25 protein-coding genes and 1 tRNA gene are annotated in these 24498 nt (G+C 63.1%); 10 read left to right on the top strand and 16 right to left on the bottom strand.

All coding sequences use genetic code 11. The features are described 5' to 3' along the window. The 3 genes from EQG66_RS06020 to EQG66_RS06010 all read right to left on the bottom strand — a co-directional run bounded on the left by EQG66_RS06020 (position 1) and on the right by EQG66_RS06010 (position 3568). On the bottom strand, positions 1 to 1269 hold the full coding sequence (locus EQG66_RS06020; RefSeq protein ID WP_129403695.1) for an acetyl-CoA C-acetyltransferase: 1269 nt from the start codon (positions 1267 to 1269) through the stop codon (positions 1 to 3). A 743-nt stretch (positions 1270 to 2012) separates the two neighbouring features. Continuing rightward, positions 2013 to 2087, bottom strand: a tRNA-Glu gene (locus EQG66_RS06015). 62 nt (positions 2088 to 2149) lie between these two features. Then, positions 2150 to 3568 carry a class II 3-deoxy-7-phosphoheptulonate synthase gene (locus EQG66_RS06010; protein WP_129403694.1) on the bottom strand — a complete coding sequence of 473 codons (1419 nt, stop codon included), beginning with the start codon at positions 3566 to 3568 and terminating at the stop codon, positions 2150 to 2152. Positions 3569 to 3656: 88 nt separating this feature from the next. On the opposite strand from EQG66_RS06010, the gene uvrB reads away from it, so the two are divergent. From uvrB to EQG66_RS05995, 3 genes are all read left to right on the top strand, one after another. After that, a complete protein-coding gene (gene uvrB / locus EQG66_RS06005; RefSeq protein WP_129403693.1) occupies positions 3657 to 5831 on the top strand; it encodes an excinuclease ABC subunit UvrB in 2175 nt (724 codons plus the stop codon). 87 nt (positions 5832 to 5918) lie between these two features. Next, positions 5919 to 6197 (top strand): flagellar basal body rod C-terminal domain-containing protein, encoded by a 279-nt coding sequence (locus EQG66_RS06000; protein ID WP_129403692.1) that lies wholly within the window; start codon positions 5919 to 5921, stop codon positions 6195 to 6197. Positions 6198 to 6252: 55 nt separating this feature from the next. After that, the gene (locus EQG66_RS05995) at positions 6253 to 6804 is read left to right on the top strand and encodes a hypothetical protein (protein ID WP_129403691.1); all 552 of its coding nucleotides are present in this window, start codon (positions 6253 to 6255) and stop codon (positions 6802 to 6804) included. Between the two features lie 582 nt (positions 6805 to 7386). Here EQG66_RS05995 and EQG66_RS05990 read toward each other — a convergent pair. From EQG66_RS05990 to ruvX, 3 genes are read right to left on the bottom strand one after another with little or no spacing between them, the layout of a single operon-like run. Further along, entirely contained in the window at positions 7387 to 8619 is a 1233-nt protein-coding gene (locus EQG66_RS05990; RefSeq protein WP_129403690.1) for a dihydroorotase, read from the bottom strand. Positions 8620 to 8645: 26 nt separating this feature from the next. Then, positions 8646 to 9653: an aspartate carbamoyltransferase catalytic subunit gene (locus EQG66_RS05985; RefSeq protein ID WP_129403689.1), complete on the bottom strand. Its 1008-nt coding sequence runs from the start codon at positions 9651 to 9653 to the stop codon at positions 8646 to 8648. Positions 9654 to 9669: 16 nt separating this feature from the next. Further along, positions 9670 to 10137 carry a Holliday junction resolvase RuvX gene (gene ruvX, locus EQG66_RS05980; protein ID WP_129403688.1) on the bottom strand — a complete coding sequence of 156 codons (468 nt, stop codon included), beginning with the start codon at positions 10135 to 10137 and terminating at the stop codon, positions 9670 to 9672. Between the two features lie 72 nt (positions 10138 to 10209). On the opposite strand from ruvX, the gene gatC reads away from it, so the two are divergent. The 5 genes from gatC to EQG66_RS05955 are packed head-to-tail and all read left to right on the top strand — an operon-like array spanning position 10210 to position 15142. Continuing rightward, complete coding sequence (gatC, locus tag EQG66_RS05975; RefSeq protein ID WP_129403687.1) at positions 10210 to 10512, top strand: Asp-tRNA(Asn)/Glu-tRNA(Gln) amidotransferase subunit GatC; 303 nt, start codon at positions 10210 to 10212, stop codon at positions 10510 to 10512. Next, positions 10512 to 11987: an Asp-tRNA(Asn)/Glu-tRNA(Gln) amidotransferase subunit GatA gene (gene gatA, locus EQG66_RS05970; protein ID WP_129403686.1), complete on the top strand. Its 1476-nt coding sequence runs from the start codon at positions 10512 to 10514 to the stop codon at positions 11985 to 11987. Before gatC ends, gatA begins: the two co-directional genes overlap by 1 nt. 15 nt (positions 11988 to 12002) lie before the next feature. Then, positions 12003 to 12344: a trypco2 family protein gene (locus EQG66_RS05965; RefSeq protein ID WP_129403685.1), complete on the top strand. Its 342-nt coding sequence runs from the start codon at positions 12003 to 12005 to the stop codon at positions 12342 to 12344. Then, the gene (gene gatB, locus EQG66_RS05960; protein ID WP_129403684.1) at positions 12341 to 13843 is read left to right on the top strand and encodes an Asp-tRNA(Asn)/Glu-tRNA(Gln) amidotransferase subunit GatB; all 1503 of its coding nucleotides are present in this window, start codon (positions 12341 to 12343) and stop codon (positions 13841 to 13843) included. The genes EQG66_RS05965 and gatB overlap by 4 nt, the downstream gene beginning before the upstream one ends. 21 nt (positions 13844 to 13864) lie before the next feature. Next, positions 13865 to 15142, top strand: a complete 1278-nt coding sequence (locus tag EQG66_RS05955; protein ID WP_129403683.1) for a S1C family serine protease — start codon at positions 13865 to 13867, stop codon at positions 15140 to 15142. Positions 15143 to 15194: 52 nt separating this feature from the next. Here EQG66_RS05955 and EQG66_RS05950 read toward each other — a convergent pair whose 3' ends face one another. Together EQG66_RS05950 and EQG66_RS05945 are read right to left on the bottom strand one after the other, a co-directional pair. Next, complete coding sequence (locus tag EQG66_RS05950) at positions 15195 to 15761, bottom strand: outer membrane protein (RefSeq protein WP_129403682.1); 567 nt, start codon at positions 15759 to 15761, stop codon at positions 15195 to 15197. A 268-nt stretch (positions 15762 to 16029) separates the two neighbouring features. Continuing rightward, positions 16030 to 16482 carry a peptidylprolyl isomerase gene (locus tag EQG66_RS05945; RefSeq protein WP_129403681.1) on the bottom strand — a complete coding sequence of 151 codons (453 nt, stop codon included), beginning with the start codon at positions 16480 to 16482 and terminating at the stop codon, positions 16030 to 16032. 146 nt (positions 16483 to 16628) lie between these two features. Here EQG66_RS05945 and mgtE point away from each other — a divergent pair, with 146 nt between their 5' ends. After that, complete coding sequence (gene mgtE, locus EQG66_RS05940) at positions 16629 to 18080, top strand: magnesium transporter (RefSeq protein WP_129403680.1); 1452 nt, start codon at positions 16629 to 16631, stop codon at positions 18078 to 18080. 31 nt (positions 18081 to 18111) lie between these two features. After that, a complete protein-coding gene (locus EQG66_RS05935; protein WP_129403679.1) occupies positions 18112 to 18513 on the top strand; it encodes a DUF1489 family protein in 402 nt (133 codons plus the stop codon). 4 nt (positions 18514 to 18517) lie between these two features. Here EQG66_RS05935 and EQG66_RS05930 read toward each other — a convergent pair whose 3' ends face one another. From EQG66_RS05930 to EQG66_RS05895, 8 genes are all read right to left on the bottom strand, one after another. Continuing rightward, positions 18518 to 19063 (bottom strand): hypothetical protein, encoded by a 546-nt coding sequence (locus tag EQG66_RS05930; protein WP_129403678.1) that lies wholly within the window; start codon positions 19061 to 19063, stop codon positions 18518 to 18520. 4 nt (positions 19064 to 19067) lie between these two features. Continuing rightward, positions 19068 to 19607: a demethoxyubiquinone hydroxylase family protein gene (locus EQG66_RS05925; protein ID WP_129403677.1), complete on the bottom strand. Its 540-nt coding sequence runs from the start codon at positions 19605 to 19607 to the stop codon at positions 19068 to 19070. Continuing rightward, positions 19604 to 20101, bottom strand: a complete 498-nt coding sequence (locus EQG66_RS05920; protein ID WP_129403676.1) for a disulfide bond formation protein B — start codon at positions 20099 to 20101, stop codon at positions 19604 to 19606. Before EQG66_RS05920 ends, EQG66_RS05925 begins: the two co-directional genes overlap by 4 nt. Positions 20102 to 20193: 92 nt before the next feature. Beyond that, positions 20194 to 21543, bottom strand: coding sequence for a S41 family peptidase (locus EQG66_RS05915; RefSeq protein WP_129403675.1), 1350 nt, complete (start codon positions 21541 to 21543; stop codon positions 20194 to 20196). A 92-nt stretch (positions 21544 to 21635) separates the two neighbouring features. After that, positions 21636 to 22856: a murein hydrolase activator EnvC family protein gene (locus EQG66_RS05910; RefSeq protein ID WP_245987898.1), complete on the bottom strand. Its 1221-nt coding sequence runs from the start codon at positions 22854 to 22856 to the stop codon at positions 21636 to 21638. A gap of 40 nt (positions 22857 to 22896) precedes the next feature. Then, positions 22897 to 23322: a 23S rRNA (pseudouridine(1915)-N(3))-methyltransferase RlmH gene (locus EQG66_RS05905; RefSeq protein ID WP_129403673.1), complete on the bottom strand. Its 426-nt coding sequence runs from the start codon at positions 23320 to 23322 to the stop codon at positions 22897 to 22899. A gap of 39 nt (positions 23323 to 23361) precedes the next feature. Then, on the bottom strand, positions 23362 to 23691 hold the full coding sequence (gene rsfS / locus EQG66_RS05900; protein WP_245987911.1) for a ribosome silencing factor: 330 nt from the start codon (positions 23689 to 23691) through the stop codon (positions 23362 to 23364). Between the two features lie 100 nt (positions 23692 to 23791). Then, on the bottom strand, positions 23792 to 24424 hold the full coding sequence (locus tag EQG66_RS05895) for a nicotinate-nucleotide adenylyltransferase (RefSeq protein WP_129403671.1): 633 nt from the start codon (positions 24422 to 24424) through the stop codon (positions 23792 to 23794). Positions 24425 to 24498 lie beyond the last annotated feature (74 nt).

The following is a 24498-nucleotide window of genomic DNA, read 5'->3' as shown; positions in this document are numbered from 1 at the left end:
TCAATCTACGAAGTGATCGATACGTTCGATGATGATGGCTGGTGCCATGCCTCCAGCCGCACACATTGTGGCAAGGCCATAGCGCTTTCCGGTTCGCTCCAGCTCGTCGACCAAAGTGCCGATAAGAATTGCGCCTGTCGCGCCTATTGGATGACCGAGCGCTATCGAACCGCCGTTGACATTGACCTTCGCCCGGTCGAGGCCAAGAGCGCGGATGAACTTTTCCGTCACGACAGCGAACGCCTCATTGATCTCCCAAAGGTCGATGTCCTCGATGCGCAACTTCGCCTTTTCGAGCACCTTGCGTGCGGCGGGTACGGGCGCGTTCAACATCAGCGTCGGATCGTCACCCATATTGGCGGTGGCAAGGATGCGGGCGCGGGGAGCAAGGCCGTGCCGCTCGGCATAGCTTCGCGACGCGAGCAGGATGGCGGCGGAGCCGTCCACCACGCCTGAACTGTTCCCCGCATGATGAACATGCTCTATCGCGAGATCGGGATAACGGCGCAGGATCTGCTTGCGGAAGCTATCTCCCTGCTCGTTATAGGCCCAGTCTGCCAGCGCCGCGAAGGCCGGTTTGAGCTGCCCCAGTGCTTCGGCCGTCGTGCCGGGACGCGGATATTCGTCACGGTCCAGCACCACCGCGCCCTGATCGTCGCACACCGGCACCAGAGACTTGGCGAAGCGGCCTTCCGCGATGGCGATGGCTGCCCGGCGCTGGCTTTCGGCGCCCCATGCATCCAGTTCTGCCCGGCCGATGCCCTCCAACGACGCAACCGCATCGGCGCAAATGCCCTGATGAGACTGGGGATGGAGTAGATCGAGGCTAGGGTTTTGGGCGCCCATGAGCGTAGGCTCCAGCCCGCCCGCCACCTCGGTGCGCTCGCGTTCGGAGGTGTAACTCATCATCTCGGTGCCGCCGGCGATGATGCACTCCTCCATGCCGCTCATGATCTGTGCGGTGCCGAGCGCCACGCTGGTAATGCCGCCTCCGCAGAAGCGGTCTAGCGTCACGCCGGATGCACTTATGTCGAACCCTGCATCCAGCGCGGCCATGCGGGCCAGATCGCCCCCCTGCTTGCCGCGCTGGGCTGAGGTGGACCAGATGATGTCATCTACGGTGCCCGTATCGAGAGAATTGCGGCTGGCAATTGCACGCAGGACCACCGCAGTCAGTTGCTGAGGGTGAAGATGCGCAAGCGCACCCTTCCCGATTTTTCCGATGCCGCGCGGGGTGCGCACCGCATCAATAATATACGCTTCCGTCATTGCGAGTCCATTTTCAGGGCGGGACCGGCGAGTTGCCCGGCCGCACCTTAAGAGTTAGTTAATTACATGACTAACAATGACGGCGCACGCAGTTTGCGTCAATTGGAATCTGGAGCGGGCGGATGAGTAGGGCCAAGAACCCATTTGTGCGTAGCTTGCTTTTGAAGCCCTCTTATGTCTGCCCTTATATATCCCCGTCGGTTTGATTTTGCGGTTGTGTGCGGAGGAATGGGCAAAAGTGGCACAGTGTTTATCGATGACAGTAATGCGGGGACAGGGGGGGGGAGATGCCGACCTTGAACAGGTGCGCCGAGGCGATCTGGGGGATGAGGCAGCAGTCGGCGAGGCCGGGGCCGCAGCCTAACGCAAACGTGCCGCCGTGACGCTTGATCATCGTCTCAAGTGCCCAAAGCCCCATGGCGTTCTATGCGTTGAGAGCCTCTTTCTCGACATCGAACCGGCTGCACAATGGTTGAAGGGCTGCCAGATTGTTACGCAGATGGATGCTGCAGGCGACAAGCTGGGCCATCGCACCCCAATGACAATGCCCGGCACCGTGTTGACTTGTCGCCAACAAGCTTATCACAAGGCCGGGGTATCCTCAGCAGCCCAGCTAGTGCCGACGATTCTGAATTCAGAGCGTTATTTGTGGTTGCGCGGTAAAAGTATGCGCACTGTCTAGGCAGCGGAAGCGATTGAGCAATAGATCGTGGAACCGCCCAGCTTTCGATAAATCGCTTGGCTGGTGACCCCTACGGGAATCGAACCCGTGTTTCAGCCGTGAGAGGGCCGCGTCCTGACCGCTAGACGAAGGGGCCGCGCTGCATATGCGTCAGCGAGAGCGGCCACCTAACGCGGCCGCCCCGCCAAATCAAGCGAATTACGCCGCGGCCTTGCGCCGCTCCGCGAGCTCGTCGTTCAGCATCTCGGCGAGCAGGAACGCCAGCTCCAGCGACTGCGCTGCGTTGAGGCGCGGGTCGCAATGGGTGTGATAGCGATCCGCCAGCCCCTCGTCGGTAATCGCGATCGCGCCGCCGGTACATTCGGTCACGTTCTGGCCGGTCATTTCGGCATGGATGCCGCCGCCGAAGCTTCCTTCGGCCCGGTGCACGGCGAAGAAGCCGCGCACTTCGGCCAATATCCGCTCGAACGGGCGCGTCTTATAGCCATTGGCCGCCTTGATGACGTTGCCGTGCATCGGGTCGCATGACCACAGAACCGGGTGGCCCTCCCTCATCACCGCGCGCACCAGCTTGGGCAGGCCCGCCTCGATTTTGTCATGCCCATAGCGAGTGATGAGCGTGATGCGGCCTTCCTTGCGGTCCGGGTTCAGCACATCGAGCAGGCGGATGAGAGCATCCGGCTCCAGGCTCGGCCCACATTTCATGCCGATGGGGTTGCCGATGCCGCGCAGATACTCGACATGCGCCGAGCCTTCGAAGCGGGTGCGATCGCCAATCCACAGCATGTGCGCGGAGGTGTCATACCAGCCGCCGGTGAGGCTGTCCTGCCGAGTCAGCGCCTGCTCATAGGGGAGGAGCAGCGCCTCATGGCTGGTATAGAAGCTGGTGCCATTGAGCTGCGGCACGGTGTCGGCATCGATGCCGCACGCCTTCATGAAATCGAGCGCCTCGCCGATCCGGTCGGCCATCTGCGCGAATTTCTTGGCCCATGGGCTGCGGCCCATATAATCGAGCGTCCAGCGATGCACCTGATGCAGGTTGGCATAGCCGCCCTGTGCGAACGCGCGCAGCAGATTGAGCGTGGCGGCGGACTGGTTATAGGCCTGCACCATGCGCTGCGGATCCGGCTCGCGGCTCTCCGGCGTGAAGGCGATGTCGTTGATGATGTCGCCGCGATAGCTGGGCAGCTCCACCCCGCCGATTACCTCGGTGCCTGCGGAGCGCGGCTTGGCGAACTGGCCCGCCATGCGCCCTACCTTCACGATCGGCAGCTTGGAGGCGAAGGTCAGCACCACCGCCATCTGCAGCAGCACACGGAAGGTGTCGCGAATATTGTTGGGGTGGAACTCGGCAAAGCTCTCGGCGCAATCGCCGCCCTGCAGCAGGAACGCCTCGCCCCGCTGCGCCGCCGCAAGGTCCGCCATCAGCGCGCGCGATTCGCCCGCGAACACCAGCGGGGGATAGCTCGAAAGCTGCTTTTCCGCCGCGCCCAGCGCCGCCGCATCATTATAGGTGGGCATTTGCAGCCCTTCATGGCCGCGCCAGCTATCGGGCGCCCAGTTTGCCACTACCACGTCATTTGCTCCCAAAACGTCCTGCTCAGACTCATATACCATGCCCTATGGGGATTTGGCAGCCTTGAGGCAAGGGTTAGCGTCTCACACACCATTGCGCGCGGCGCACCCCGGCTCCATATCTCGTGTCATGAGCATCATGATCCGCACCAATCTCGACGAGCCGGAAACGGGCGTAACCTTCGTTCCCCACCGCCCGGCGCGGCCGGACAAGGTAGACGGCGGCAAGCTGTTTCGCATCGTGTCGGATTATGAACCTGCGGGCGATCAGCCCCGCGCGATAGAGGAACTGGTCGAGGCAGCGGTTGCTGGCGAGAAAGATCAGGTGCTGCTGGGCGTTACCGGCTCTGGCAAGACCTTCACGATGGCGAAGGTGATAGAGGCGGTGCAGCGCCCTGCCCTCGTCCTCGCGCCCAACAAGATTCTCGCCGCGCAGCTTTATGGCGAGTTCAAGAGCTTCTTCCCGGACAACGCGGTCGAATATTTCGTCTCTTATTACGACTATTACCAGCCCGAAGCCTATGTGCCGCGCTCTGACACCTATATCGAGAAGGAGAGCAGCGTAAATGAGGCGATCGACCGGATGCGCCACTCGGCCACGCGTGCGCTGCTGGAGCGGGACGATGTGCTGATCGTCGCCTCCGTCTCCTGCCTCTATGGCATCGGTTCGGTCGAAACCTATGCGGCGATGACCTGCGCGCTGAAGAAGGGCCAGGTGGAGGACCAGCGCGAGATCATCCGCAAGCTCGTCGCCATGCAGTATAAGCGCAACGACGCCGCGTTCGTGCGCGGCACCTTCCGGGTGCGGGGTGACAATCTGGAGGTGTTCCCTTCGCATTATGAGGATAATGCGTGGCGGATCAGCTTCTTCGGTGACGAGATCGAGGAAATTTCCGAGTTCGATCCGCTGACCGGAAAGGCCTCTGCCAAGCTCGATTATATCACCATCTATCCCAACAGCCACCACGTAACCCCCGGCCCCACGCTGAAGCAGGCGATGGACAGCATCCGCGCCGAGCTGGCCGTGCGCCTCGCCGATCTGAACGCACAGAACAAGCTGCTGGAGGCGCAGCGGCTGGAGCAGCGGACCAACTTCGATCTGGAGATGATCGCCGCAACCGGAAGCTGCGCGGGGATCGAGAATTACTCCCGCTTCCTCACCGGCCGCATGCCGGGCGAGCCGCCACCGACCTTGTTCGAATATCTGCCCGAAAACGCGATCCTGTTTGTCGATGAAAGCCACCAGACGATCCCGCAGCTGGGCGCGATGGCGCGCGGCGACCACAAGCGCAAGACAACGCTGGCGGAATATGGCTTCCGCCTGCCGAGCTGCATCGACAACCGGCCCTTGCGCTTCAACGAGTGGGACGCGATGCGCCCCCAGACCATCTCCGTCTCCGCCACGCCGGGTGGCTGGGAGCTGGAGCGCACCGGCGGCGTCTTTGCCGAGCAGGTGATCCGCCCGACCGGCCTCATCGACCCGCCGGTGGAGATCAGGCCGGTCGAGGATCAGGTGCAGGACATGATCCACGAGGCGAAGCTGACGGCGGCGAAGGGCTATCGCACGCTCATCACCACGCTGACCAAGCGCATGGCCGAGGATTTGACCGAGTTCATGCACGAAGCGGGCGTGAAGGTGCGCTATATGCACTCCGATGTGGAGACTCTGGAGCGCATCGAGCTGATCCGCGATCTGCGGCTCGGCGTTTATGACGTGCTGGTGGGCATCAACCTGCTGCGCGAGGGGCTGGACATCCCCGAATGTGGCCTCGTCGGCATATTGGATGCGGACAAGGAGGGCTTTCTGCGCTCTGAAACGTCCTTGATTCAGACTATCGGCCGCGCCGCGCGCAATGTCGACGGGCGGGTCATCCTCTATGCGGATCGTGTGACGGGCAGCATGGAGCGCGCATTGGCCGAGACGGGGCGCAGGCGCGAGAAGCAGCGCGCCTATAATGATGCGCACGGCATCACGCCCACCACCATCAAGCGCAACATCAGCGATATCGTGGGCGATGTCGCCAGCCGCGATGGAGTCGTCGTCGAGATCGATGAGAACACCCCGCACCTCGTCGGCCACAATCTGCGCAGCCATATCGAGGATCTCGAAAAGAAAATGCGCGCCGCCGCCGCCGATCTGGAGTTCGAGGAAGCCGCCCGCCTGCGCGACGAGATCAAGCAGCTCGAAGCGGCGGAGCTGGGCCTGCCGCCGTCGGAGCAACGCACCACCCCCCGCGGCCGCGCGACCGAAGGCAAGCCGGGCACGCGCAAATTGCGCTTCGGCAAGACGCAGCGCAAATTCTGATACTTGATCCCCCGCTAACCACATCTCGCCACCCGCGCTTAATCCGCGCCGTGGCATGGGGTGCAATCGGCGTGGAGGATTTTCGGCATGCAGGCGATCGGCATTTCCTTGTCGGGCATACAGTCCAGCCTCTCCCGCTTTGACGCAAGCGCAGCGCGCGTGGCGCGTGCAAGCGCAAATCCGCCCGCGCCAGACTCCGCTCCGCAAGGCGGCGTAACCCCCGCGCCGCGTCAGGCAGCGGCTGACATCGATATCGCCAGCGAGATGATCGAGCAGCTCACCGCCAAGCTCACCTATGACGCCAATCTCTCGGTGCTGAAGACCGCCGAGGAGATGCAGCAGAGCATCATCCGCCGCTGGGCATGACCGGATCGCAGCGCGGCCCTTGAGCCGGGCAGCCTGCGCGGTCATAAGGGGCGGGATGACTATATCCAGCCCGCTTCGCCTCGCCTGCATCCTCGGAGGCGCGCTTATTCTCGCCAGTTGCGGCCCCAAGCCAACGCCTCAGCCGCTGCCACCGCCACCACCACCACCCGCCCCGATAGCCGTGCCGCTCTCTGCGGACTGGCGCGAATGGCCGGTCGCGGCGGGAGACTGGAGCTATCGCGCGGTTGACGGTGGATCGCTCGCCAGCTTCGGCGCGCCGGGCCAGCCCGCGCAGCTTATCCTCCGGTGCGACGTAGCGACACATCGCATTTCCGTCTCGCGCGCCTCCGCCGCGCCTGCCGAACTGATTATCGGGCAGATGACGATCCGCACCACATCGGGCGATGCGCAATGGCCGGTGCTGCCCGGCGGCGCGCCGGGCGCAGCAACCAGCCTTGCCGTTGCTACCCGCGCGGCCGTGGATGGCGTGTTTGACCGCATGATCTTCAGCCGAGGCCGCTTTGCCGTGGAGGCGCCCGGCGCGCAGCCTATAGCTGTGCCAGCCTGGGCCGAAGTGGCGCGGGTGATCGAGGATTGCCGGGGGTGAACGCGGTGTGCGCCAGATGAAAGGCGAAGCGCGGAGTATGATTCGAAAAAAGAAAATTACAAGCCTTGATCGCACCGCCAATATGACTCACAGTGCAGCTGTGGCCGGTGGTTTTTTAAGCGTCTGGTCTGACAATGCCCCGGTTACGCAGGCTTCAACAGCGCGAAAGGAGGTGATCCGATGTCTCATGGTTCAGCAAGAGGGTCGGACAAGTCCGTTCGGGGGATGCGCAGCTAGGCGGCGATACAGCGCCGCGTCCTGATTGCCCCCCTTCATCGCGCGGATGACATGAGCGTGATGCGGGGTTTCACTCAGGAAAGCGCGGTTTTCATTTCCCGATCAGGTCAGCCTTCCGACCGCTGACCATGTCATGATGGGCCGTCAGTGCTTGAGTGCGCTGGCGGCCCCTCTCATTTCAGGCGCATGCAGGCCCATATGGGCTGAAATCCCCACAGCCCCTAGCCCCTAGCCCCTAGCCCCTAGAGCGCGCTGCGTTAAATCTGACGCAAGATGCGCGCTCTAACTTTTTGCTGTCGCATCGTTTTTTGCCAAAAACCGGTTCCCACTTTTTGGCACGATGCTCTAGTAAAAGACGCCGCCCTTCATCACGCGCCTGACCCGGCCCTGCACCGGCAGCTTGTCAAACGGGGTGTTGCCCGCCGCCGCCGCCATGCGGTTGCTGTCGACGATCCACGGCGTATCGGGATCGACGAGGATGACGTCTGCCGGGCTTCCGCCTGAGAAACTGCCCGCGTTCACGCCCAAAATCCGCGCGGGGTTGGCGGAGAGCAGCCGCATCAGGCCGGTAATGCCGATCACGCCGTCCCGCACCAGATTGAGCGAGAGCGCGAGCAAAGTTTCGGCTCCCGCAACGCCCGGCGCGGCATCGGCAAAGGGCAGGCGCTTGTCCTCCGGCCCGCGCGGATCGTGGCTGGAGGTGATGACGTCTATCGTGCCGTCCGCCACCGCCGCCAGAGCGGCCTTGCGATCATCCTCTGAGCGCAACGGCGGAGAGAGGCGCGCGAAGGTGCGATAGTCCGACACTGCATTGTCGGCGAGGAACAGGTGCGCGGGCGATATGCCGCAGGTGACGCGCAGGCCTTCCCGCTTTGCGGCGCGAATAAGGTCGAACCCTGCCTTGGTCGTTACCAGCCGGAAATGGATCGCCGCGCCGGTCTCGCGCACCAGCGCGATATCGCGCGCGATCGCCATCGCCTCGGCACAGGCGGGTGCCGCCGCCAGCCCCAGCCGCGTCGCCGTCTCGCCATTGGTCGCCACCGCCCGGCCCGCCAGCCCGGCGTCCTCGGCATGGGAAATGACCGTGAGGCCCAGCCCGCTCGCATAGCTCAGTACCCGGTGCATCACGCCCGAATCCGCGATCCAACTGCGCCCGGTGCCCACCGCCTTGGCCCCCGCGACCCGACACAGGCCGATTTCCGCCAGCTCCGCGCCTTCCAGCCGCTTGGTTGCCGCCACAATCGGGTGGACCCAGAAATCGGGCTTGCCCTTGCGCGTCGCCTCGCGGATGAGGCCAACGTCGTCCAGCGGCGAGGACTGATCGGGCATCAGCGCGGCGCGGGTGATGCCGCCGAAATGGAAGGCGGGCTTGTCGGTCTTGAACACGCCGAGGTCCACAAGGCCGGGCGCGACGACAAGGCCGGTCGCATCGACAATTTCCGCGTCAGACGGCACATCGACCGTGCCGCTGGCAAGGATGGCGTCACCCGCGATCAGCAGCGTGCCGTGGATCGGCGCATCCTGCGCGGGATCAGCGAGCAGCCCGCCGGTAATGGCGATTTTCGGACCGTTCACCATCCCAGAATCTTTGTTGGTCGGGCTGTTCAAGTCCACCCCTCCACTCCCCTGGCAGATCGCGTCAGCACATCGAGGCACGCCATGCGCACGGCGACGCCCATCTCCACCTGCTCGGTAATGGCGGAGCGATCCGGGTCGTCGGCCACGCCGCTGGTAATCTCCACGCCGCGGTTCATCGGGCCGGGATGCATCACCAGCGCATCGGGCTTGGCAATAGCCAGCCGCTCTGGCGTAAGACCATAAAGCGCATGATATTCGCGCGGGCTGGGGATGAACGCGCCGTCCATCCGCTCGTTCTGGAGGCGCAGCATCATCACCACATCTGAACCCGCAAGCGCCTCGTCAAAGCGGGTATAGGGGGTCGCACCCATGCACTCCACGGCAGCGGGCATCAATGTCGGCGGGGCGACGACGCGCACCTGCGCGCCCAGCGCGGCAAGGCACAGCATGTTCGAGCGCGCAACCCGGCTGTGCAGCACATCGCCGCAAATGGTGACGATCTGCCCCTCGATGAACCCGCGCCTGCGCCGGATCGTGAGCGCATCGAGCAGCGCCTGCGTCGGGTGTTCGTGCCAGCCGTCGCCCGCGTTCAGCACCGGACAGTCGACCTTGTCGGCAATCAGCTGCACCGCGCCGGAGCTGCCATGGCGGATGACGATCACGTCCGCATGCATGGCGTTCAGCGTCACCGCCGTATCGATCAGCGTCTCGCCCTTTTTCACGCTCGACTGCGCGGCATGCATGTTGACCACATCGGCACCGAGGCGCTTGCCCGCGATCTCGAAGCTGAGGAGCGTACGCGTCGAGTTCTCGAAAAAGGCATTGATCTGGGTGAGGCCCGCCAGCCGGTCGTCATGCTTTTGCGCCGCGCCGCGATTGACGCCGACCCAATGCTCCGCCTCATCGAGCAGGAAACGGATTTCCCACGGCTTCAGATGCGCGATGCTGAGGAGGTGGCGATGGGGGAAAGCGTCTCGGCCCCCGGAGTCGGCGGGGCGGATCTGGCCAGCAGGCACTTCGGTTTCGCTCGGCATGAGCCGGTGCCTTACGTCAAGAGGCAGGAGCGGTCAACGCATCGATCGCCCCTTGCAGGATATAGCTCGCCGCCAGCTTGTCGACCAGCTCGCTGCGCCGGGCGCGGCTGGTGTCCGCCTCGATCATCATGCGCGTCACCGCCTGCGTCGACCAGCGCTCGTCCCACAGCAGGATGGGCAGGCCAAGGTCCGCCATATTTTGCGCAAAGGCGCGGCTCGCCTGGCTGCGCGGGCTGGCTGAGCCATCGAGATTGAGCGGCAGGCCGATGACGATGCCCTTCACCTGCTGTTCGGCCATGAAGGCGGCGAGCGTGGTCTTGTCCTTGGAAAACTTGCCCCGCGATATCGTGTGCGCGGCGGAAGCGATGGTCCAGCCCGCATCGCACAGCGCAAGGCCGATGGTCTTGGTGCCCACATCCATGCCGATCAGCCGCCCGCCTTGGGGCAGGGCATCACGAAAATCGGCCGCGAGTGTCGTTATCAGGGCGCGCGCGTTGATGATCCGTGTCCTTTTGCTGTTGCGCAGGCTCTACCAGCCGGGCTATCGGCCATTGCCATGTCGATCAATAGCAGCACCGTCAAGAAAGTCGCCAGCCTTGCGCGCATCGCCGTCTCTGACGACGAGGCCGAACGGCTGGTTCCCGAACTCAACAACATCCTCGGCTGGGTCGAGCAACTGGGGCAGGTGGATGTCTCCGGCGTCGAGCCGATGACTGCCGTGATCCCCAACGCCTTGCGCCTGCGCGATGATGTGGTGAACGCCGATCCGCTGACCGGCGGCAATGTGCGGGACAAGGTATTGGCCAATGCCCCGCAGGCCGAACATGGCTTTTTCGCCGTTCCCAAGGTGATCGAATAATGACCGACCATACCAACCTGACAGTCGCGGAGATCCGCGATGGCGTGGCGGCGGGTACATTTTCCGCGCGCGAAGTGGCGAGCGCCTTCAATGCCGCCGTGGAGGCAGGGCGCGCCCTGAACGCCTATATCGTCGAGACGCCCGAACTGGCGCTGAAAGCAGCCGATGCGGCCGATGCCGCGCGCGCGAGCGGCGATCTGAAGCCGCTATCCGGCGTGCCCATCGGCATGAAAGACCTGTTCTGCACGGCGGGCGTGCAGACGACAGCCGCAAGCCACATCCTCGAAGGCTTCACCCCGCCCTATGAGTCGACCGTTTCCGCCAAGCTCTGGGCGGCGGGCGCTGGGATGCTCGGCAAGCTCAATCTCGATCAGTTCGCTATGGGCAGCTCGAACGAGACGAGCGCGTTCGGCAAGGTCATCTCCCCGTGGCGCGATACGTCTGGCAAAGACTTGGCTCCCGGCGGCAGCTCCGGCGGCTCCTCCGCCGCCATCTCCGCGCGCCTCTGCCCGGCGGCGACCGGCACGGACACCGGCGGCTCGATCCGCCAGCCCGCCGCCTTCACCGGCATATCGGGCATCAAGCCCACCTATGGCCGCTGCTCGCGCTGGGGCATCGTCGCGTTCGCCTCCTCATTGGATCAGGCGGGCGCGATGGCGCGCACGGTGCGGGACAACGCGATCCTCCTGGAAGCCATGTCGGGGTTCGACGCGAAGGATTCAACCTCGCTCGATCTCCCCGTGCCGCAGTGGGAGGCGAACCTTTCGTCAAACCTCAAGGGCAAGCGCATCGGCATCCCCAAGGAATATCGGCCCGATGGCATAGACGCCGCCGTCGCCGCGCAGTGGGACCGGGGCATTGCGTGGCTGAAGGACGCAGGCGCGGAGATCACCGAAGTCTCGCTGCCGCACACGCACTATGCGCTGCCGACCTATTATATCATCGCGCCCGCAGAGGCATCGTCCAACCTCGCCCGCTATGATGGCGTGCGCTATGGCCAGCGCGTGCTGCCCGATGGGGCTGGCTTGCAGGATATGTACGCGGCAACGCGGGCGGCAGGCTTCGGCGACGAGGTGAAGCGCCGCATCATGATCGGCACTTATGTGTTGTCTGCGGGCTATTACGACGCCTATTACACGCAGGCCTGCAAGGTGCGCACGCTCATCAGCCGCGATTTCGAGGCGGCGTGGGAGAAATGCGACCTGCTGCTCACCCCCACCGCGCCGTCGGCCGCCTTCCCGCTGGGCGAGAAGCAGGAAGACCCGCTGGCGATGTATCTCAATGACGTGTTCACCGTGCCCGCTTCGCTCGCGGGGCTTCCGGCGATGTCTGTGCCCGGCGGACTGACGGCGGGCGGGCTGCCGCTCGGCCTCCAGATCATCGGCAAGCCGCTCGATGAGCAGGGTGTGCTCAACGCCGCGCTGGCGCTGGAAGAACGCGCGGGCTTTGCGGCGAGGCCGGAGAAATGGTGGTGAGCGGGGAGCTACAGCATGACTGAGGAATCTGAGGTTGGAGAAAACGAGCTTCAACTTTTTGTAACCAGCACGTTGACCGCGATCATGAAGGGCGTAGCTGATGCTCAATCTAGTGCTCGCGCATCTTCAGCACATGGCACCGGCGAGTTCGGATTTAATCCTCCAGACAGCGTTACATTTGACGTCGCTGTAACAGCTAAGCATACCGGCACTGCTCGGGGAGGATTTAAAATCCAAGTCTTTTCAATAGGCGCCAATGCGGGCGGTGATACCTCGTCTGAAGCATCTACGATTAGCAGAATTCAATTCAATATTCCGACTAGATATAAAAGTGATCGAAGCAGGTTTGACAGATGACTGAATCAACCTATCGCATACAGGGCGCAACCGGCGAGTGGGAGGTCGTGATCGGCCTTGAGGTCCATGCGCAGATCACGACGCAGGCGAAACTGTTTTCCGGCGCGGCGACCGCATTCGGCGCGGAGCCGAACACGCAGGTTTCGCTTGTCGATGCCGCCATGCCCGGCATGCTGCCCGTGCCGAACCGCGAATGCATCCGTCAGGCGGTGCGCACCGGCATGGCGATCAACGCGCAGATCAACCGATATTCGCGCTTTGACCGCAAGAACTACTTCTATGCCGATCTGCCGCAGGGATACCAGATCAGCCAGCTCTATCACCCGATCGTGGGCGAAGGGCAGATCGAGATCAGCCTCGATGACAAGAACCCCGATGCTGCCACCAAGACCATCGGCATTGAGCGCATCCATGTGGAGCAGGACGCGGGCAAGCTGATGCACGATCAGCACCCGACGCGCTCTTATGTCGATCTCAACCGCTCCGGCGTCGCGCTGATGGAGATCGTCTCGCGGCCAGACATGCGCTCACCTGCGGAGGCTGGCGCCTATCTCTCCAAGCTGCGCACGATCCTGCGCTATGTCGGCAGCTGCGACGGCAACATGGACCAGGGCAGCATGCGCGCGGACGTGAACGTCTCGGTCCGCAAGCCGGGCGAAGAGTTCGGCACCCGCACCGAGACAAAGAACGTCAACTCGGTGCGCTTCGTTATGGCCGTGGTGGAGCAGGAGGCGCGCAGGCAGGTTGACCTCATCGAGGATGGCGGCAAGGTGGTGCAGGAAACCCGCCTCTATGACCCCGATCGCAACGAGACGCGCTCGATGCGCTCCAAGGAAGACGCGCACGATTATCGCTATTTCCCGGACCCGGACTTGCTGCCGCTGGAGCTGGACGACGCGTTTCTGGAGGAATGTCGCGCGTCCCTGCCCGAACTGCCCGATGCCAAGCGCCACCGCTATGAGAACGACCTCGGCCTCTCGCCCTATAATGCGGGCGTGCTGACGGCGGATGCAGACACCGCGCGCTGGTTCGAGACGCTGATCGCTGCCTCGGCCGCCAAACAGGGCAAGGCGGAGGGCGATGTCGCGAAGGCCGCTGCCAACTGGCTGCTCTCGGAACTGTTCGGCGCGCTGAACAAGCTCGGCAAGGGTCTGGAGGACAGCCCCGTCTCGCCGGAAGCCGCAGCGGAGCTGCTCGCGCTGGTGGGCGATGGCACGATTTCCGGCTCCATCGCCAAGCAGGTGCTGGAAAAGATGCTGGAAACCGGCGCAGGCGCGGCAGAGATCGTCGAGCGCGAGGGATTGAAGCAGACGTCCGATACCTCAGCCATCGAGGCAGCGATCGCCAAAATCCTCGCCGACAATGCCGACAAGGTTGAGCAATATAAAGCGGGCAAGGAAGCATTATTCGGCTTTTTCGTCGGCCAGACGATGAAAGCGATGCAGGGCAAGGCCAACCCGCAGGTGGTGAACGAACTGCTGAAGAAAATGCTGGGGTAAAGTTCGAACAGGGGGTGGGATATGCGCTTGATGTGGGTGCTGAGCGGCTTGGCCGCGATACCATCCCCTGCGTTTGCGGGACGGATTACGATCCCCGAAGCCGCCGTCGCGACCGCGCTTCCCGCACGGACCGAAACCCGCCCGGTACAGTTTTCCCGGCTGACGATCAGGATTGAACGGGGCGATCCCATCGGCGTGACACGCTTTGGCCTTTTGTGCCTCGGCGAAGCGGAAATGAAATGGAAATCACGCGGTAACGAGCTTTCCACCAACGCATTTCAGGCGGCCTTCAGGGATGAATTGAGGCAGCTTGGCTATGATGTCGTCAGCAACTCGGATTCGCTGTTTGACAGTGAAGAAAATGATCGCGCCGAATATCAGATCGGCGCCACGATCACGATGCTGAGCATCGATGTGTGCAGGCCGAATTCCAGCCTTGGCGATAGCGTTTCCGCCAGAGGAAGCGTGCTGTTGCAAATAGATTGGCAGCTCTATGATCGGCTCGCCAGATCGGTTGTCGCGCGGGCTAGAACCTTTCAGGGATATGAGCAGAAGACGGCCAGCGCTGGCGGCCTCACAGCCATTCTTGTATCCGCTTTTGCGCAAAATGTTCGTGCGCTTGCCGCCAGCCGCCAACTGCTAAAGCTTCTGGTCGGTCCCCGGCGCGAGGCCAGTATCACGAGGGCGCCCTCCGCTGGCCTGCCGCCCATCGCCATGAGCGTGCCTTCACAGGGCGTTGCCCAGCTTGCCAAGGCGGTGGGCAGCACCATTCTGGTCGAAACCGGTTCCGGGCATGGCAGCGGCTTTTTGATATCGCGGGATGGCTATTTCCTCACCAACCATCATGTCGTGGGTGGTTCCAAATATGTGAAATTGCGCTGGTCCGACGGATTGGAAGCGCTTGGCGAGGTCATCCGGACGGACAAGGGGCGCGACGTTGCCCTGATCAAGGGCGATCCGCGTGACCGCGCGCCGCTGAAGATTGCCGAGAAACCGCCGGAAGTCGGCGCCAACGTCTATGCCATCGGTGCGCCGCTGGACCGCAAATTTCAAAACAGCGTCACCCGGGGGATTTTTTCGGCCAGGCGCATCGAAGACGGTTACAGCTTCTGGCAGAGCGACGTAGCGGTAAACCCCGGCAACAGCGGCGGACCCTTGCTCAATGCGCAGAGTGATGTCGTAGCGATCACGGTGAGCACCTATCGAACCGATAACGCGCCATCCGGCATCAATTTTTTCATACCCGCGCATGAGGCGCTGGAGTTCCTGTCGATCCGGCCGCAGATTTCAAAACCCTGACCAGCCTGCGGGATGGCAGGGCCGCTAAGCCGCTGCCATCCCGCCTTAGCGGTCAGAACTTGGCGACAAGGCCTGCCATCGGCCGGATAGAACGGAAGTTGCCCATCGTATCTACCTGGAGGCGCAGGCGAATATTGCTGTTGTCGCCCTGCTGCAGGCCGACATCGACCGGCGAAAGCTCAACGCCGCCGCCATATGTCCAGCCATCATGATCGCGGCCGTTGATGCCCTGGCTATCGAGGTTGACCCAGCGATACCCGACCTTGCCGAAGAACATGCTGTCCTTGCCAGCGCGGATGCCTACACGGCCGGCTGCGCCATATTCCCAGTCGATGTCGCCGGTGAAGCCCTTGGCGACATTGCCCTCGGCGCCCAGGGTCAGCGGGCCGAGATCGAAGTTGGCGCCGACGACGCCCTCCACGATGCCGCCTTCCGTGCTGCCGGGTATGCCGAGGTTGTTAGGCTCGCTATCGAAATCTTCATAGCCGCCCATCACGCCGAAATAGGGCTGAAAGCGCGTGTTGGTGGGCACGCCGTCATCGCCGCCGTCATTCTGCGCATAAGCGGTGGCGGGAATGAGGGACGCAGCGCCAAGCGCCGCCAGAAGCAGTGTCTTCATGTGTCTGAACCTTTTGCTATTGCTGTGTTTCCGGTGTGGACCCGGCGGCCAGCAAAATGCGCCATGGTCACGGCGCGCTGACAGGAGAGAAAATGCTTCGGCTGGCTTGGGGTTGCACCGTTCGTCGCAATTGTGCCGCATCTAACAGAATAGGTGGCAAAAATGTCACATTTTGACAGCGCCCGATTGGCCAGACCCTGTTTCCACATGGAAAAAGGCGTGGATTACTCCCCGCCTTTTCCGTTCTATTGCCATGTAATCCGGTGGATCAACCCACCGTCGCCTTCAGTATCTTGCCGGGTGTCCTCGGCGGCTCGCCCTTGGGCAGCGCGTCGACATGCTCCATGCCGCTCTCCACCACGCCCCACACGGTATATTGCTTGTCGAGGAAGGTCGCATCATCGAAGCAGATGAAAAACTGGCTGTTCGCGCTGTTCGGGTTCTGCGCGCGCGCCATCGAGCAGACGCCGCGCACATGCGGCTCCGCGTTGAACTCGGCCTTAAGGTCCGGAAGCTCAGAGCCGCCCATGCCGGTGCCGGTCGGGTCGCCGCCCTGCGCCATGAAGCCGGGGATCACGCGGTGAAAGACCACGCCGTCGTAGAAGCCTTCCTTGGCAAGAGTGCTGATCCGCTCGACATGGCCGGGCGCGAGATCAGGGCGCAGCTTGATGACGACATCGCCGCCGCTATCGAGGGTGAGAGTCAGTGTGTCGTCGGCCATGGTGTCGCTCCGTTCAGGGCTTGGGGAATATCGGCGCTCATATAGCGGGTCAGGCGCGCAGGGAAAGCCAAATCGCCTTGCAATTCAGCGGGGCATAAGCGAAAGCACAGCGATGATGGGCGAGCAGGCAACCGAGGGAGGCGTTGATGAACGAGACCGACGCTTTTCCGCCTCGGAGCAGCCACCCCGCTGACGATCCCGAAACCGCTTCCGAGGCGGTGGCGACCGAATCCCGCCATGATGAGGACGACCGGCTGAAACCCGAATATGTCTCTGCCGTGCGTGACGCGGTGGAGGCGGGGGATGCTGAGCGCGCCCGCGAACTCGTCTCCCCGCTGCATCCGGCGGACGTCGCCGACCTCATCGAGCTGACCCCGGCCGACGAGCGCGCCGCCGTAATCGCCGCTCTTGGCGATCTCGTCGGCGGCGAGGTGCTGTCCGAGCTCAATGATTATGTCCGCGATGACGTGATTGAGGAGATGGAGCCGGCCCAGGTCGCGGAGCTGGCCGCCGAGCTGGATACGGACGATGCCGTCGCGCTGATCGAGGATCTGGAAGCCGAAGACCAGCAGGCAGTGCTGGACGCAATGGAGCCAGAAGACCGCGCCGCCATTGAAAGCGCGCTGGCATATCCGGAGGAATCCGCCGGGCGCCTGATGCAGCGCGATCTCGTCGCGGTGCCGCAGCACTGGTCTGTCGGGCAGGTGATCGATTATCTGCGCGAGGCCAGCACGCTCACAAGCGATTTCTGGGAAATCTTCGTGGTGGACGAAGGCCATCACCCGATCGGCAGCTGTCAGTTGAGCTGGGTGCTCACCTGCCCACGCTCCGTCTCGGTCAGTGATGTAATGAAGCGTGAGCAGACACTGATCCCCGTCGATATGGATCAGGAAGAGGTGGCGCTGCGCTTCCAGAAATATGCGCTTATTTCCGCCGCCGTGGTTGATCCCGCCGGGCGGCTGGTCGGGATGATTACGGTCGACGATATACTGCATATCGTGCAGGAAGAAGCAGGCGAAGACATCTTGCGCCTATCCGGTGCGGGCGATGGCGACATCAATGAGCCTGTGATGGACAGCTACAAGGCGCGGGTGCGCTGGTTGCTTTCCAACCTGCTCACCGCGCTGCTCGCGTCCTCTGTCATCCGACTGTTCGAGGGCACGATCGAGCAGATGGTGGCACTGGCCACGCTGATGCCGATCGTTGCAGGCGTTGGTGGCAACGCCGGCAGCCAGACGATGGCGGTGACGGTGCGCGCGCTCGCCACCAACCAGATCACGGCGTCGAACACATGGCGCACCATCTTCCGTGAAATGCGCGTGGCGCTGCTCAACGGCGCAACGGTAGCGGTGGTGATCGGCATCGGCGTGACCCTCGTGTTCAGCAATCCGGCGTTGGGCGGCGTGATCGCGGCGGCGATGCTGACCAACATCGTCACCGCTGGGCTGGCCGGGGCGGCAATCCCGCTGATTTTCGACCGTTTCGATGCGGACCCGGCAGTGGCCTCCTCCATCTTTGTGACGATGATCACGGACTCGATGGGCTTCTTCGCTTTCCTTGGGCTGGCGACGCTGGCGGGCCTTACCGGCAGCGGTTGAAAAGCCGTCGCGCAAAGACCATCTCGCCTTCATGCCGCTTCATCTCACGAAAATCGCTTTCGGCTGCGATAGCGCGGACGACCTCGCGGCCCGGCTGGCGCAGCGCTCCGCCGAGGGAGAGGTGCGCCTCACGACCCGTTATGCCCCCAAACGCATGGAGGAGCTGGCTGGCGGCTCGCTCTATTGGATTCATGGCGGCGCGATTGTGGGCCGCAGCCCACTGATTGGCTTTGAAGATAATGGAGCCGGTCGCTGGTGGCTCAAGATCGAGCCGCGCCTGATCCCGGTTTCTCCCCTCCCCAAACGCGCGCATCAGGGCTGGCGTTATCTGGTGGACGAGGACGCTCCGCGCGATCTGGGCGCAGGCGAAGTCGTGGGAGACACCCTTCCCGCCGGAATGGCGATGGAACTTGGGCGGCTAGGGCTGGTCTAGGCCTCTATTTCGCTTCTGTGCCTTCTGCCGCTTTAGCTGCGGCTTCAGCCTTGGCTTTTTCTTCTGCCTTCACCCGCGCTTCGATCTCGTCTGAATCCGCATCTATAGTGCCAAGCCGCTTTGCCCGCTCAGCCGCAACCAGATCGGCCCAGCTCTTGTCCCCCATGGCCGCGCGCTCGGCCTTGGCCTGTTTTGCAAGCTTGGAGAAACAGCCCGTAAAGCTGTTTGCGCCACCTACCGGCGAACAGGTCTGGGTGCCGCCCGCGCCGACATATTCGATGGAGCGGACACGGCTGGTCCAAGCCTCATTCTTGGTCGAGCCGATCTCCTCTCGCCTCAACTCCTGAGGAATACGGTAGCGCTCCTTTTCATCCTGCCGGGCGCAAACGAGAATTTCGTCAGCCTGACTGATCGGACAAGGATCATCGCCATAGACGATAACCTGCTTTATGCGGGAATCGTCCGGCCCTTGCTGAGACGATTGCGCAACAGCGGGAAACGCAGCCAGAGCGGCGAGAGGAAGAGCTAGCAGAGCGGGTATCTTCAGCATCGTCTCATATCCTTTTCGAAAGCGCGATGGCGGCCCGGCAGCCCAAGCGGATAGCAAAGAACAGCAGGGGGTAGGCGGGCGCATTTTCCGCGCCCTGTGCCAGGGCGGTGTCGCGATGCTCCACTTCCTCCGCTTGAAAATCGCGGATGGCATGGGAAAGTTCCGGGTCGCTCTCACTCAGCTCGGCAAGCTGTTCGGCGTAATGGGCATCTATCTCTGTTTCTATCGCGGCTGTACAGGCCATCGCAGCCTCCGGCCCCAACGCTGCTGTCGCAGCGCCGAGAGCGAAGCCCGCCACATCCCAGAAAGGCTGGAGCAATGTGGGGCGCACTTTGCGCCGCGCCATCATCGCATCGAAGTGGAGGCGGTGGCGCTCCTCCTGTGCCGCCATCGCCGCGATGGAACGAGCCATCGGGTGCCTGCCACCCATCACCGCCATCTGCCCGGCGTATATACGGGTGGCGCCATATTCTCCTGCTTGATCGACGCGGAGCATCGCGGCGTGGTCTGGCGTGCGGGAGACGGGGCGAGGAAAATCGATCATCGCCTGCCTCCCGCCCCACGCAGGAGCAAGGCCGCGATCAGCGCCGCTCCACCTAGCGAAAAGAGCGCGTTAAACCCGGCAAGCGATATACCTGACAACGTCCAGGGCGCGACATCGCAGCGGATCAGCGGCGCATTCATGATCGAGTTCAGCATATCCTGTGCGCTGTCATGCCCGGCGGCGGCAGCGCATGTTGTCAGCCCTTCCCACCAGCCATATTCCACGCCGGCATGAAACACGCCGATCAGTCCACTGATGGCTATTGCCAATGCCGCCAGCGACGTGAAAAAATAAGACAGCTGAGGACGGCTTTTCAGCGCAAACGCATCAAGCGCAAAGAATATTGCTATCAGATGCGGCCAGCGTTGCCACATACACATCTCGCATGGGAACAGCCCGCCCACATATTGTGACAGCAACGCCCCGCCCAGCAGCAGCACGGGTATCATCAGCGCAATCAAGCGGGCGCGGGCAAGAGTGGCGGCGGGCGTCATGATCCATCTATAGGCTGATAAGGCATCAGGGTCAGCTACTATAATGATAGATTAAAACCGAACCGCAGATGAACGCATTGCGCCGCTATTCCCTATTTCGCCGAGGCCTTTTTCAATGCCTCTGTTGCCTTCACACCGCTCACCGGCACTTTGCCGAGCCGCCCTATCGTCTGCACCGCATAGAAAAGTTGGAAATCGGTAATCCCCTTGGCTTTCAGCTGCTCCGCTGTCATCGCGAAGCGCGGATCTGCCTTGAGATCTTCCTCCAGCGTGGGATCAGACGCCTTGGCCTCGTTGCGCAGGTGACGGCGCAGATCTGATTCGCGCACTGGCTGGCGCAGCTTGTAATCGGGATCAGACACCTGCGGCACCCGCACGTCCGGCTTGATGCCACCCTCCTGAATCGAGCGGCCGGATGGCGTATAATAGCGTGATGTTGTGAGCTTGATGCCCGTCTGCTCGCTGATCGGGATCACGGTTTGCACGCTGCCCTTGCCGAAGCTGCGCTCGCCCATGATGAGTGCGCGGTGATGATCCTGCAAAGCACCCGCGACGATCTCCGATGCGGAGGCCGAGCCGCCGTCGATCAAAACTATGACCGGGGCGCCGCCTGTGTCATCGAGTCTGTCGGCATTATAGCGGCGAATGTCTGTCTTGTTGCGTCCGCGATCGGAGACCACTTCACCGCCATCAAGGAACACGCCTGAAACACTGACGGCCTCGCCCAATATGCCGCCGGGGTTGGACCGCAGATCAAGCACATAGCCTGCAGGCTTACGGCCAAGCGCTCTGGTGATTCCGCGTACCGCTTCTTTCACATCCGCGCCCGTATTGGCGGAAAATTCGTTGATGTTGATGACGCCGACACCATCCTTCACCTCCCACTTCACGGGCTTGAGATCGATCTTCTCACGCACCAGATCAACATCGAAGGGTTTGTCGCGCCCAGGCCTTACGATGGTGAGCTTGATCGGGGTGCCCGCCGGGCCACGCATCTTCGCCACAGCCTCATCAAGCGAGATGTCATAGATCAGCTCGCCGTTGATATAGGTGATATAGTCGCCGGATTTCAGGCCCGCGCGATAGCCGGGCGTATCCTCGATCGGCGCAATAATCTTCACCGCACCTTCGTCCATCGTTACCGAGAGGCCAAGGCCGCCATAAGAACCTTCGAGCTTGATCGTGAGGTTTTGAAACTCGCTCTCGTCGAGATAGTTGGAGTGCGGATCAAGGCTGGAGAGCATGCCTGAAATCGCGCCACGGATCAGCTTCTCGTCATCCACCTTGTCGACATAATCCGAGCGCACCTTCTGGAACACATCCATGAACTCGCCAATCGCAGCGTAATTGTCAGCATCCGCCTCGGCCAGCGCGGCTGTGGTAGCAGGGATCAAGGCGAGCGCAGAAAGGGCAAAGGCGTTACGCAAAAAGCTTGATGTCATCAGATCAGGTTCCATGGGCGGTTGACCGGGTTATAGGGAGTAGCGGACACTGCGCAAAGGGTTGTTTTGATGCGGCAGCCTGAGCCAGGCTTTCAGTATCGGGCACCGGTCATCGCTGCGATGTCGACCGGGCGCCCTTGCCGCCGCAACTCTACCGTGATTGCAGGATTCGCAGACGCTTTGGCTGTGCCCAGCGGCTCACCCTGACGCACTCCCTGCCCCACCCGCGCGGCCAGCCGGGCCATATCGGTTATCAGGCTGGTCCAGCCGCCACCATGATCGATGATCACAATCTGCCCAAAGCCGCGATAGGGACCGGCGAATACGACGCGGCCATCGGCAGGCGCGACAATCTGCGCCCCCGACTGGGCAGCGATGGTTAGGCCGCGCGCGCGGACGCCACTCTCCGAACGCTCGCCCATACCGGTGACGATCGCGCCTATTACCGGCACGCGATAGGCGGGCGGACCGGCCGCGCGGTCTTCCTCACGCACATCCTGTTGCGACAGAACCGGAGCACCGCCTTGCCCCGGAAAGCGCGGGCGGATGTTCGGCCCCGGCAGGCTGGCCAGCCGGGCGCGCACATCCCCCGCCGCCTCCAGCTCCTGCATCAGCGCCCCGATGTCGCGCGCCTCCTCTCCCAGCGCGGTGGCGCGCTCTGCCTCGATGTTGGCGCCAGAGGCCAGCCCGCGCGCGGCGATGCGCTTTTCCGTCTCCAGCCTGCCGAGCGCGACTCGCTGTTGCGCCAGGGTTTCACGCCCCCGCGCCAGCGCCGCCGCCGCCTCCACAGCTAGCGCCTTCAACTGGCGGGAGCGCGCAAGATCGGCGCGCAAGGCCATAGTGCGCTGCTGGATCACCGGCAGAACCTGCGCGAATGCGGCGCGCATATGCACCGCATCGGCAAGACTGCCCGGTTGTACCAGTGCCAGCACTGGCGGGCGGCGCGCCATGCTTTGCAGCGCGGCGACAAGGCGCACCAGCGGCCCCTGTCGCGCGGCCAGCCGAGCCGACTGATCGGAAATCAGCCGATTGATGATCGCCACGCGCACCACGCCCGCGCGCAGCTCGGCCTCGCTCTGCTGAATCCGGGCGGCGAGCGCGGCGGAACGCGCACTAAGGCGCTCTGCTTCGGCGGTGGCGCTTTTGGCGCGCGCATCAAGCTGGAGCGAGAGCTTGCGGGCCTGAGCTGCCTGCGCATTCGCCTGCCGCAACGCCTGTTGCTGCTCGCCAAGGCTCGTCGCCCGACCGGAGATAACCACCTGATCGGCACCCGCAGTAGAAGGCGCGCTCCACAGCGTCGCTGCTGCAGCCATCGCAGTTGCCGTTGCCCTGATCCACCCCACCCGCATGCCGCTATCCTTCCCGATGATAGGGGTGGTTGGCAAGGATCGATGTTGCGCGCCAGAGCTGCTCGGCCAGCATAGCGCGCGCCATCATATGCGGCCAGGTCATGCGGCCAAAGGCAATGAGCAGGTCTGCGCGAGCGCGCTCTTCCTCGTCAAAGCCGTCTGCCGCGCCAACCATCAGTCTGCACTCGCGCATACCCGTGTCGCGCCAGCGGCCCAATGCCTCGGCAAATTCCATGGAGGAGAGCTGCTTGCCCTTTTCGTCGAGCAATATGGTGACGACCGGCATGGCTGAGGGCGCGGGTAGCTTCCCGCCCGTGTCCGGCAGTTCGGTAATACGCACAGGCCAGCTTATGCGTTTGCAATAGCGGTCCACCAGCTCGGCCTCCGGGGAGCGGCCGATTTTCCCGCGCGCGATGATATGCAACAGCATCGCGCGATCTTACTGCCCTCCCGGCGCTAAGGCGAGAGGTTAATGTGCCGTCGCCTGCGCCGGGGCAGCAGGGGCGTCTGTAAAGCCCCACATCCGTTCCAGATTGTAAAAGCTGCGCACTTCCGGTCGGAACAGGTGCACGATGACATCACCCGCGTCGATCAGCACCCAGTCGGCGGTGGCCAGCCCCTCGATCCGTGCGATCTGCCCCGTCTCCTTCTTGATCCGCTCGGCAAGCTTCTGTGCCATCGCCGCGACATGGCGCGAAGACCGCCCGGAAGCGATGACCATATGATCCGCGATGCTGCTCTTGCCGGCGAGGGGGATGGAGATGGTTTCCTGCGCCTGATCGTCGTCTAGCGACTGCATCACGAGGGCGTGGAGATCTTCGGGCGAGGGACCGGCGCTGGTGGTGGCCGGTGCGCTGGCGCTGTGGGTAGCGGTCAAGGGTGCTCCTTCATGGGTTGGGTCATACCGGGATCATGCGATGCGTAACGGGATCACGCTGGCGCGCACCCTTATATGCATCATGCCAAAGAGGGATAGCCTGCCTGAGCAGGGTTGCCGACCGTGGATCAGGGCGAAAGCGCAAATGCACGAGCGCCGGTGGTCTCCAGTGCGTCCAGTTGCTGGCGTGGCCTGCGGGCCGGACGATGCGCCGCAGCCAGTTCGCCGCCGGAGAGCCGCGAACTACATCAGTATAGCCCGGACGGGCGACAACAGCAATGGGGATGATACGCGCAATGCCGCGCCAGTCTTTCCACTGGCCGAACTGGTGCAGATTGTCCCCGCCCATCAGCCAGATGAAGCGGTGGCGCGGGTAGCGGCGGACGAGCGCGCGCAGCGTATCGACGGTATAGCGTGTGCCCAGTTGCGCCTCGATCGTTGTGGGGCGGATCGGCGCACGTCTGGTCTGCGCGCGGGCGCTCCGCAACCGGGCGGAGAGCGGCGCCATCCCCGTTGCCGGTTTCAGCGGATTGCCCGGCGACACCAGCCACCAGACCTCGTCCAGTCCCAGCGCAGCGCGCGCGGCAAGGCTGATCGCGCGATGGCCGCCATGCGCCGGGTTGAACGATCCGCCAAGCAGGCCGATGCGCCTCATGGAATGGCCCCATCATGAAATATAGAAGAGAAGTCGTCATGCTGAACTTGTTTCAGCATCCATGTGTCCTCTTG

This window comes from Sphingobium fluviale, from assembly GCF_004122115.1.
GTDB classification, from domain to species: Bacteria; Pseudomonadota; Alphaproteobacteria; order Sphingomonadales; family Sphingomonadaceae; genus Sphingobium; species Sphingobium fluviale.
The sequence above is the reverse complement of the archived record's forward strand: the minus strand, read 5'-3'. Positions and strand labels throughout refer to the sequence as shown.

Excerpts from the sequence above, each read along its gene's own strand:
- EQG66_RS06020 (WP_129403695.1), bottom strand. The coding sequence starts at position 1,269 with ATGACGGAAGCGTATATTATTGATGCGGTGCGCACCCCGCGCGGCATC.
- EQG66_RS06010 (WP_129403694.1), bottom strand. The coding sequence starts at position 3,568 with ATGGTATATGAGTCTGAGCAGGACGTTTTGGGAGCAAATGACGTGGTA.
- uvrB (WP_129403693.1), top strand. The coding sequence starts at position 3,657 with ATGAGCATCATGATCCGCACCAATCTCGACGAGCCGGAAACGGGCGTA.
- EQG66_RS06000 (WP_129403692.1), top strand. The coding sequence starts at position 5,919 with ATGCAGGCGATCGGCATTTCCTTGTCGGGCATACAGTCCAGCCTCTCC.
- EQG66_RS05995 (WP_129403691.1), top strand. The coding sequence starts at position 6,253 with ATGACTATATCCAGCCCGCTTCGCCTCGCCTGCATCCTCGGAGGCGCG.
- EQG66_RS05990 (WP_129403690.1), bottom strand. The coding sequence starts at position 8,619 with ATGGTGAACGGTCCGAAAATCGCCATTACCGGCGGGCTGCTCGCTGAT.
- EQG66_RS05985 (WP_129403689.1), bottom strand. The coding sequence starts at position 9,653 with ATGCCGAGCGAAACCGAAGTGCCTGCTGGCCAGATCCGCCCCGCCGAC.
- gatC (WP_129403687.1), top strand. The coding sequence starts at position 10,210 with ATGTCGATCAATAGCAGCACCGTCAAGAAAGTCGCCAGCCTTGCGCGC.
- gatA (WP_129403686.1), top strand. The coding sequence starts at position 10,512 with ATGACCGACCATACCAACCTGACAGTCGCGGAGATCCGCGATGGCGTG.
- EQG66_RS05965 (WP_129403685.1), top strand. The coding sequence starts at position 12,003 with ATGACTGAGGAATCTGAGGTTGGAGAAAACGAGCTTCAACTTTTTGTA.
- gatB (WP_129403684.1), top strand. The coding sequence starts at position 12,341 with ATGACTGAATCAACCTATCGCATACAGGGCGCAACCGGCGAGTGGGAG.
- EQG66_RS05955 (WP_129403683.1), top strand. The coding sequence starts at position 13,865 with ATGCGCTTGATGTGGGTGCTGAGCGGCTTGGCCGCGATACCATCCCCT.
- EQG66_RS05950 (WP_129403682.1), bottom strand. The coding sequence starts at position 15,761 with ATGAAGACACTGCTTCTGGCGGCGCTTGGCGCTGCGTCCCTCATTCCC.
- EQG66_RS05945 (WP_129403681.1), bottom strand. The coding sequence starts at position 16,482 with ATGGCCGACGACACACTGACTCTCACCCTCGATAGCGGCGGCGATGTC.
- mgtE (WP_129403680.1), top strand. The coding sequence starts at position 16,629 with ATGAACGAGACCGACGCTTTTCCGCCTCGGAGCAGCCACCCCGCTGAC.
- EQG66_RS05935 (WP_129403679.1), top strand. The coding sequence starts at position 18,112 with ATGCCGCTTCATCTCACGAAAATCGCTTTCGGCTGCGATAGCGCGGAC.
- EQG66_RS05930 (WP_129403678.1), bottom strand. The coding sequence starts at position 19,063 with ATGCTGAAGATACCCGCTCTGCTAGCTCTTCCTCTCGCCGCTCTGGCT.
- EQG66_RS05925 (WP_129403677.1), bottom strand. The coding sequence starts at position 19,607 with ATGATCGATTTTCCTCGCCCCGTCTCCCGCACGCCAGACCACGCCGCG.
- EQG66_RS05920 (WP_129403676.1), bottom strand. The coding sequence starts at position 20,101 with ATGACGCCCGCCGCCACTCTTGCCCGCGCCCGCTTGATTGCGCTGATG.
- EQG66_RS05915 (WP_129403675.1), bottom strand. The coding sequence starts at position 21,543 with ATGACATCAAGCTTTTTGCGTAACGCCTTTGCCCTTTCTGCGCTCGCC.
- EQG66_RS05910 (WP_245987898.1), bottom strand. The coding sequence starts at position 22,856 with ATGGCTGCAGCAGCGACGCTGTGGAGCGCGCCTTCTACTGCGGGTGCC.
- EQG66_RS05905 (WP_129403673.1), bottom strand. The coding sequence starts at position 23,322 with ATGCTGTTGCATATCATCGCGCGCGGGAAAATCGGCCGCTCCCCGGAG.
- rsfS (WP_245987911.1), bottom strand. The coding sequence starts at position 23,691 with ATGCAGTCGCTAGACGACGATCAGGCGCAGGAAACCATCTCCATCCCC.
- EQG66_RS05895 (WP_129403671.1), bottom strand. The coding sequence starts at position 24,424 with ATGAGGCGCATCGGCCTGCTTGGCGGATCGTTCAACCCGGCGCATGGC.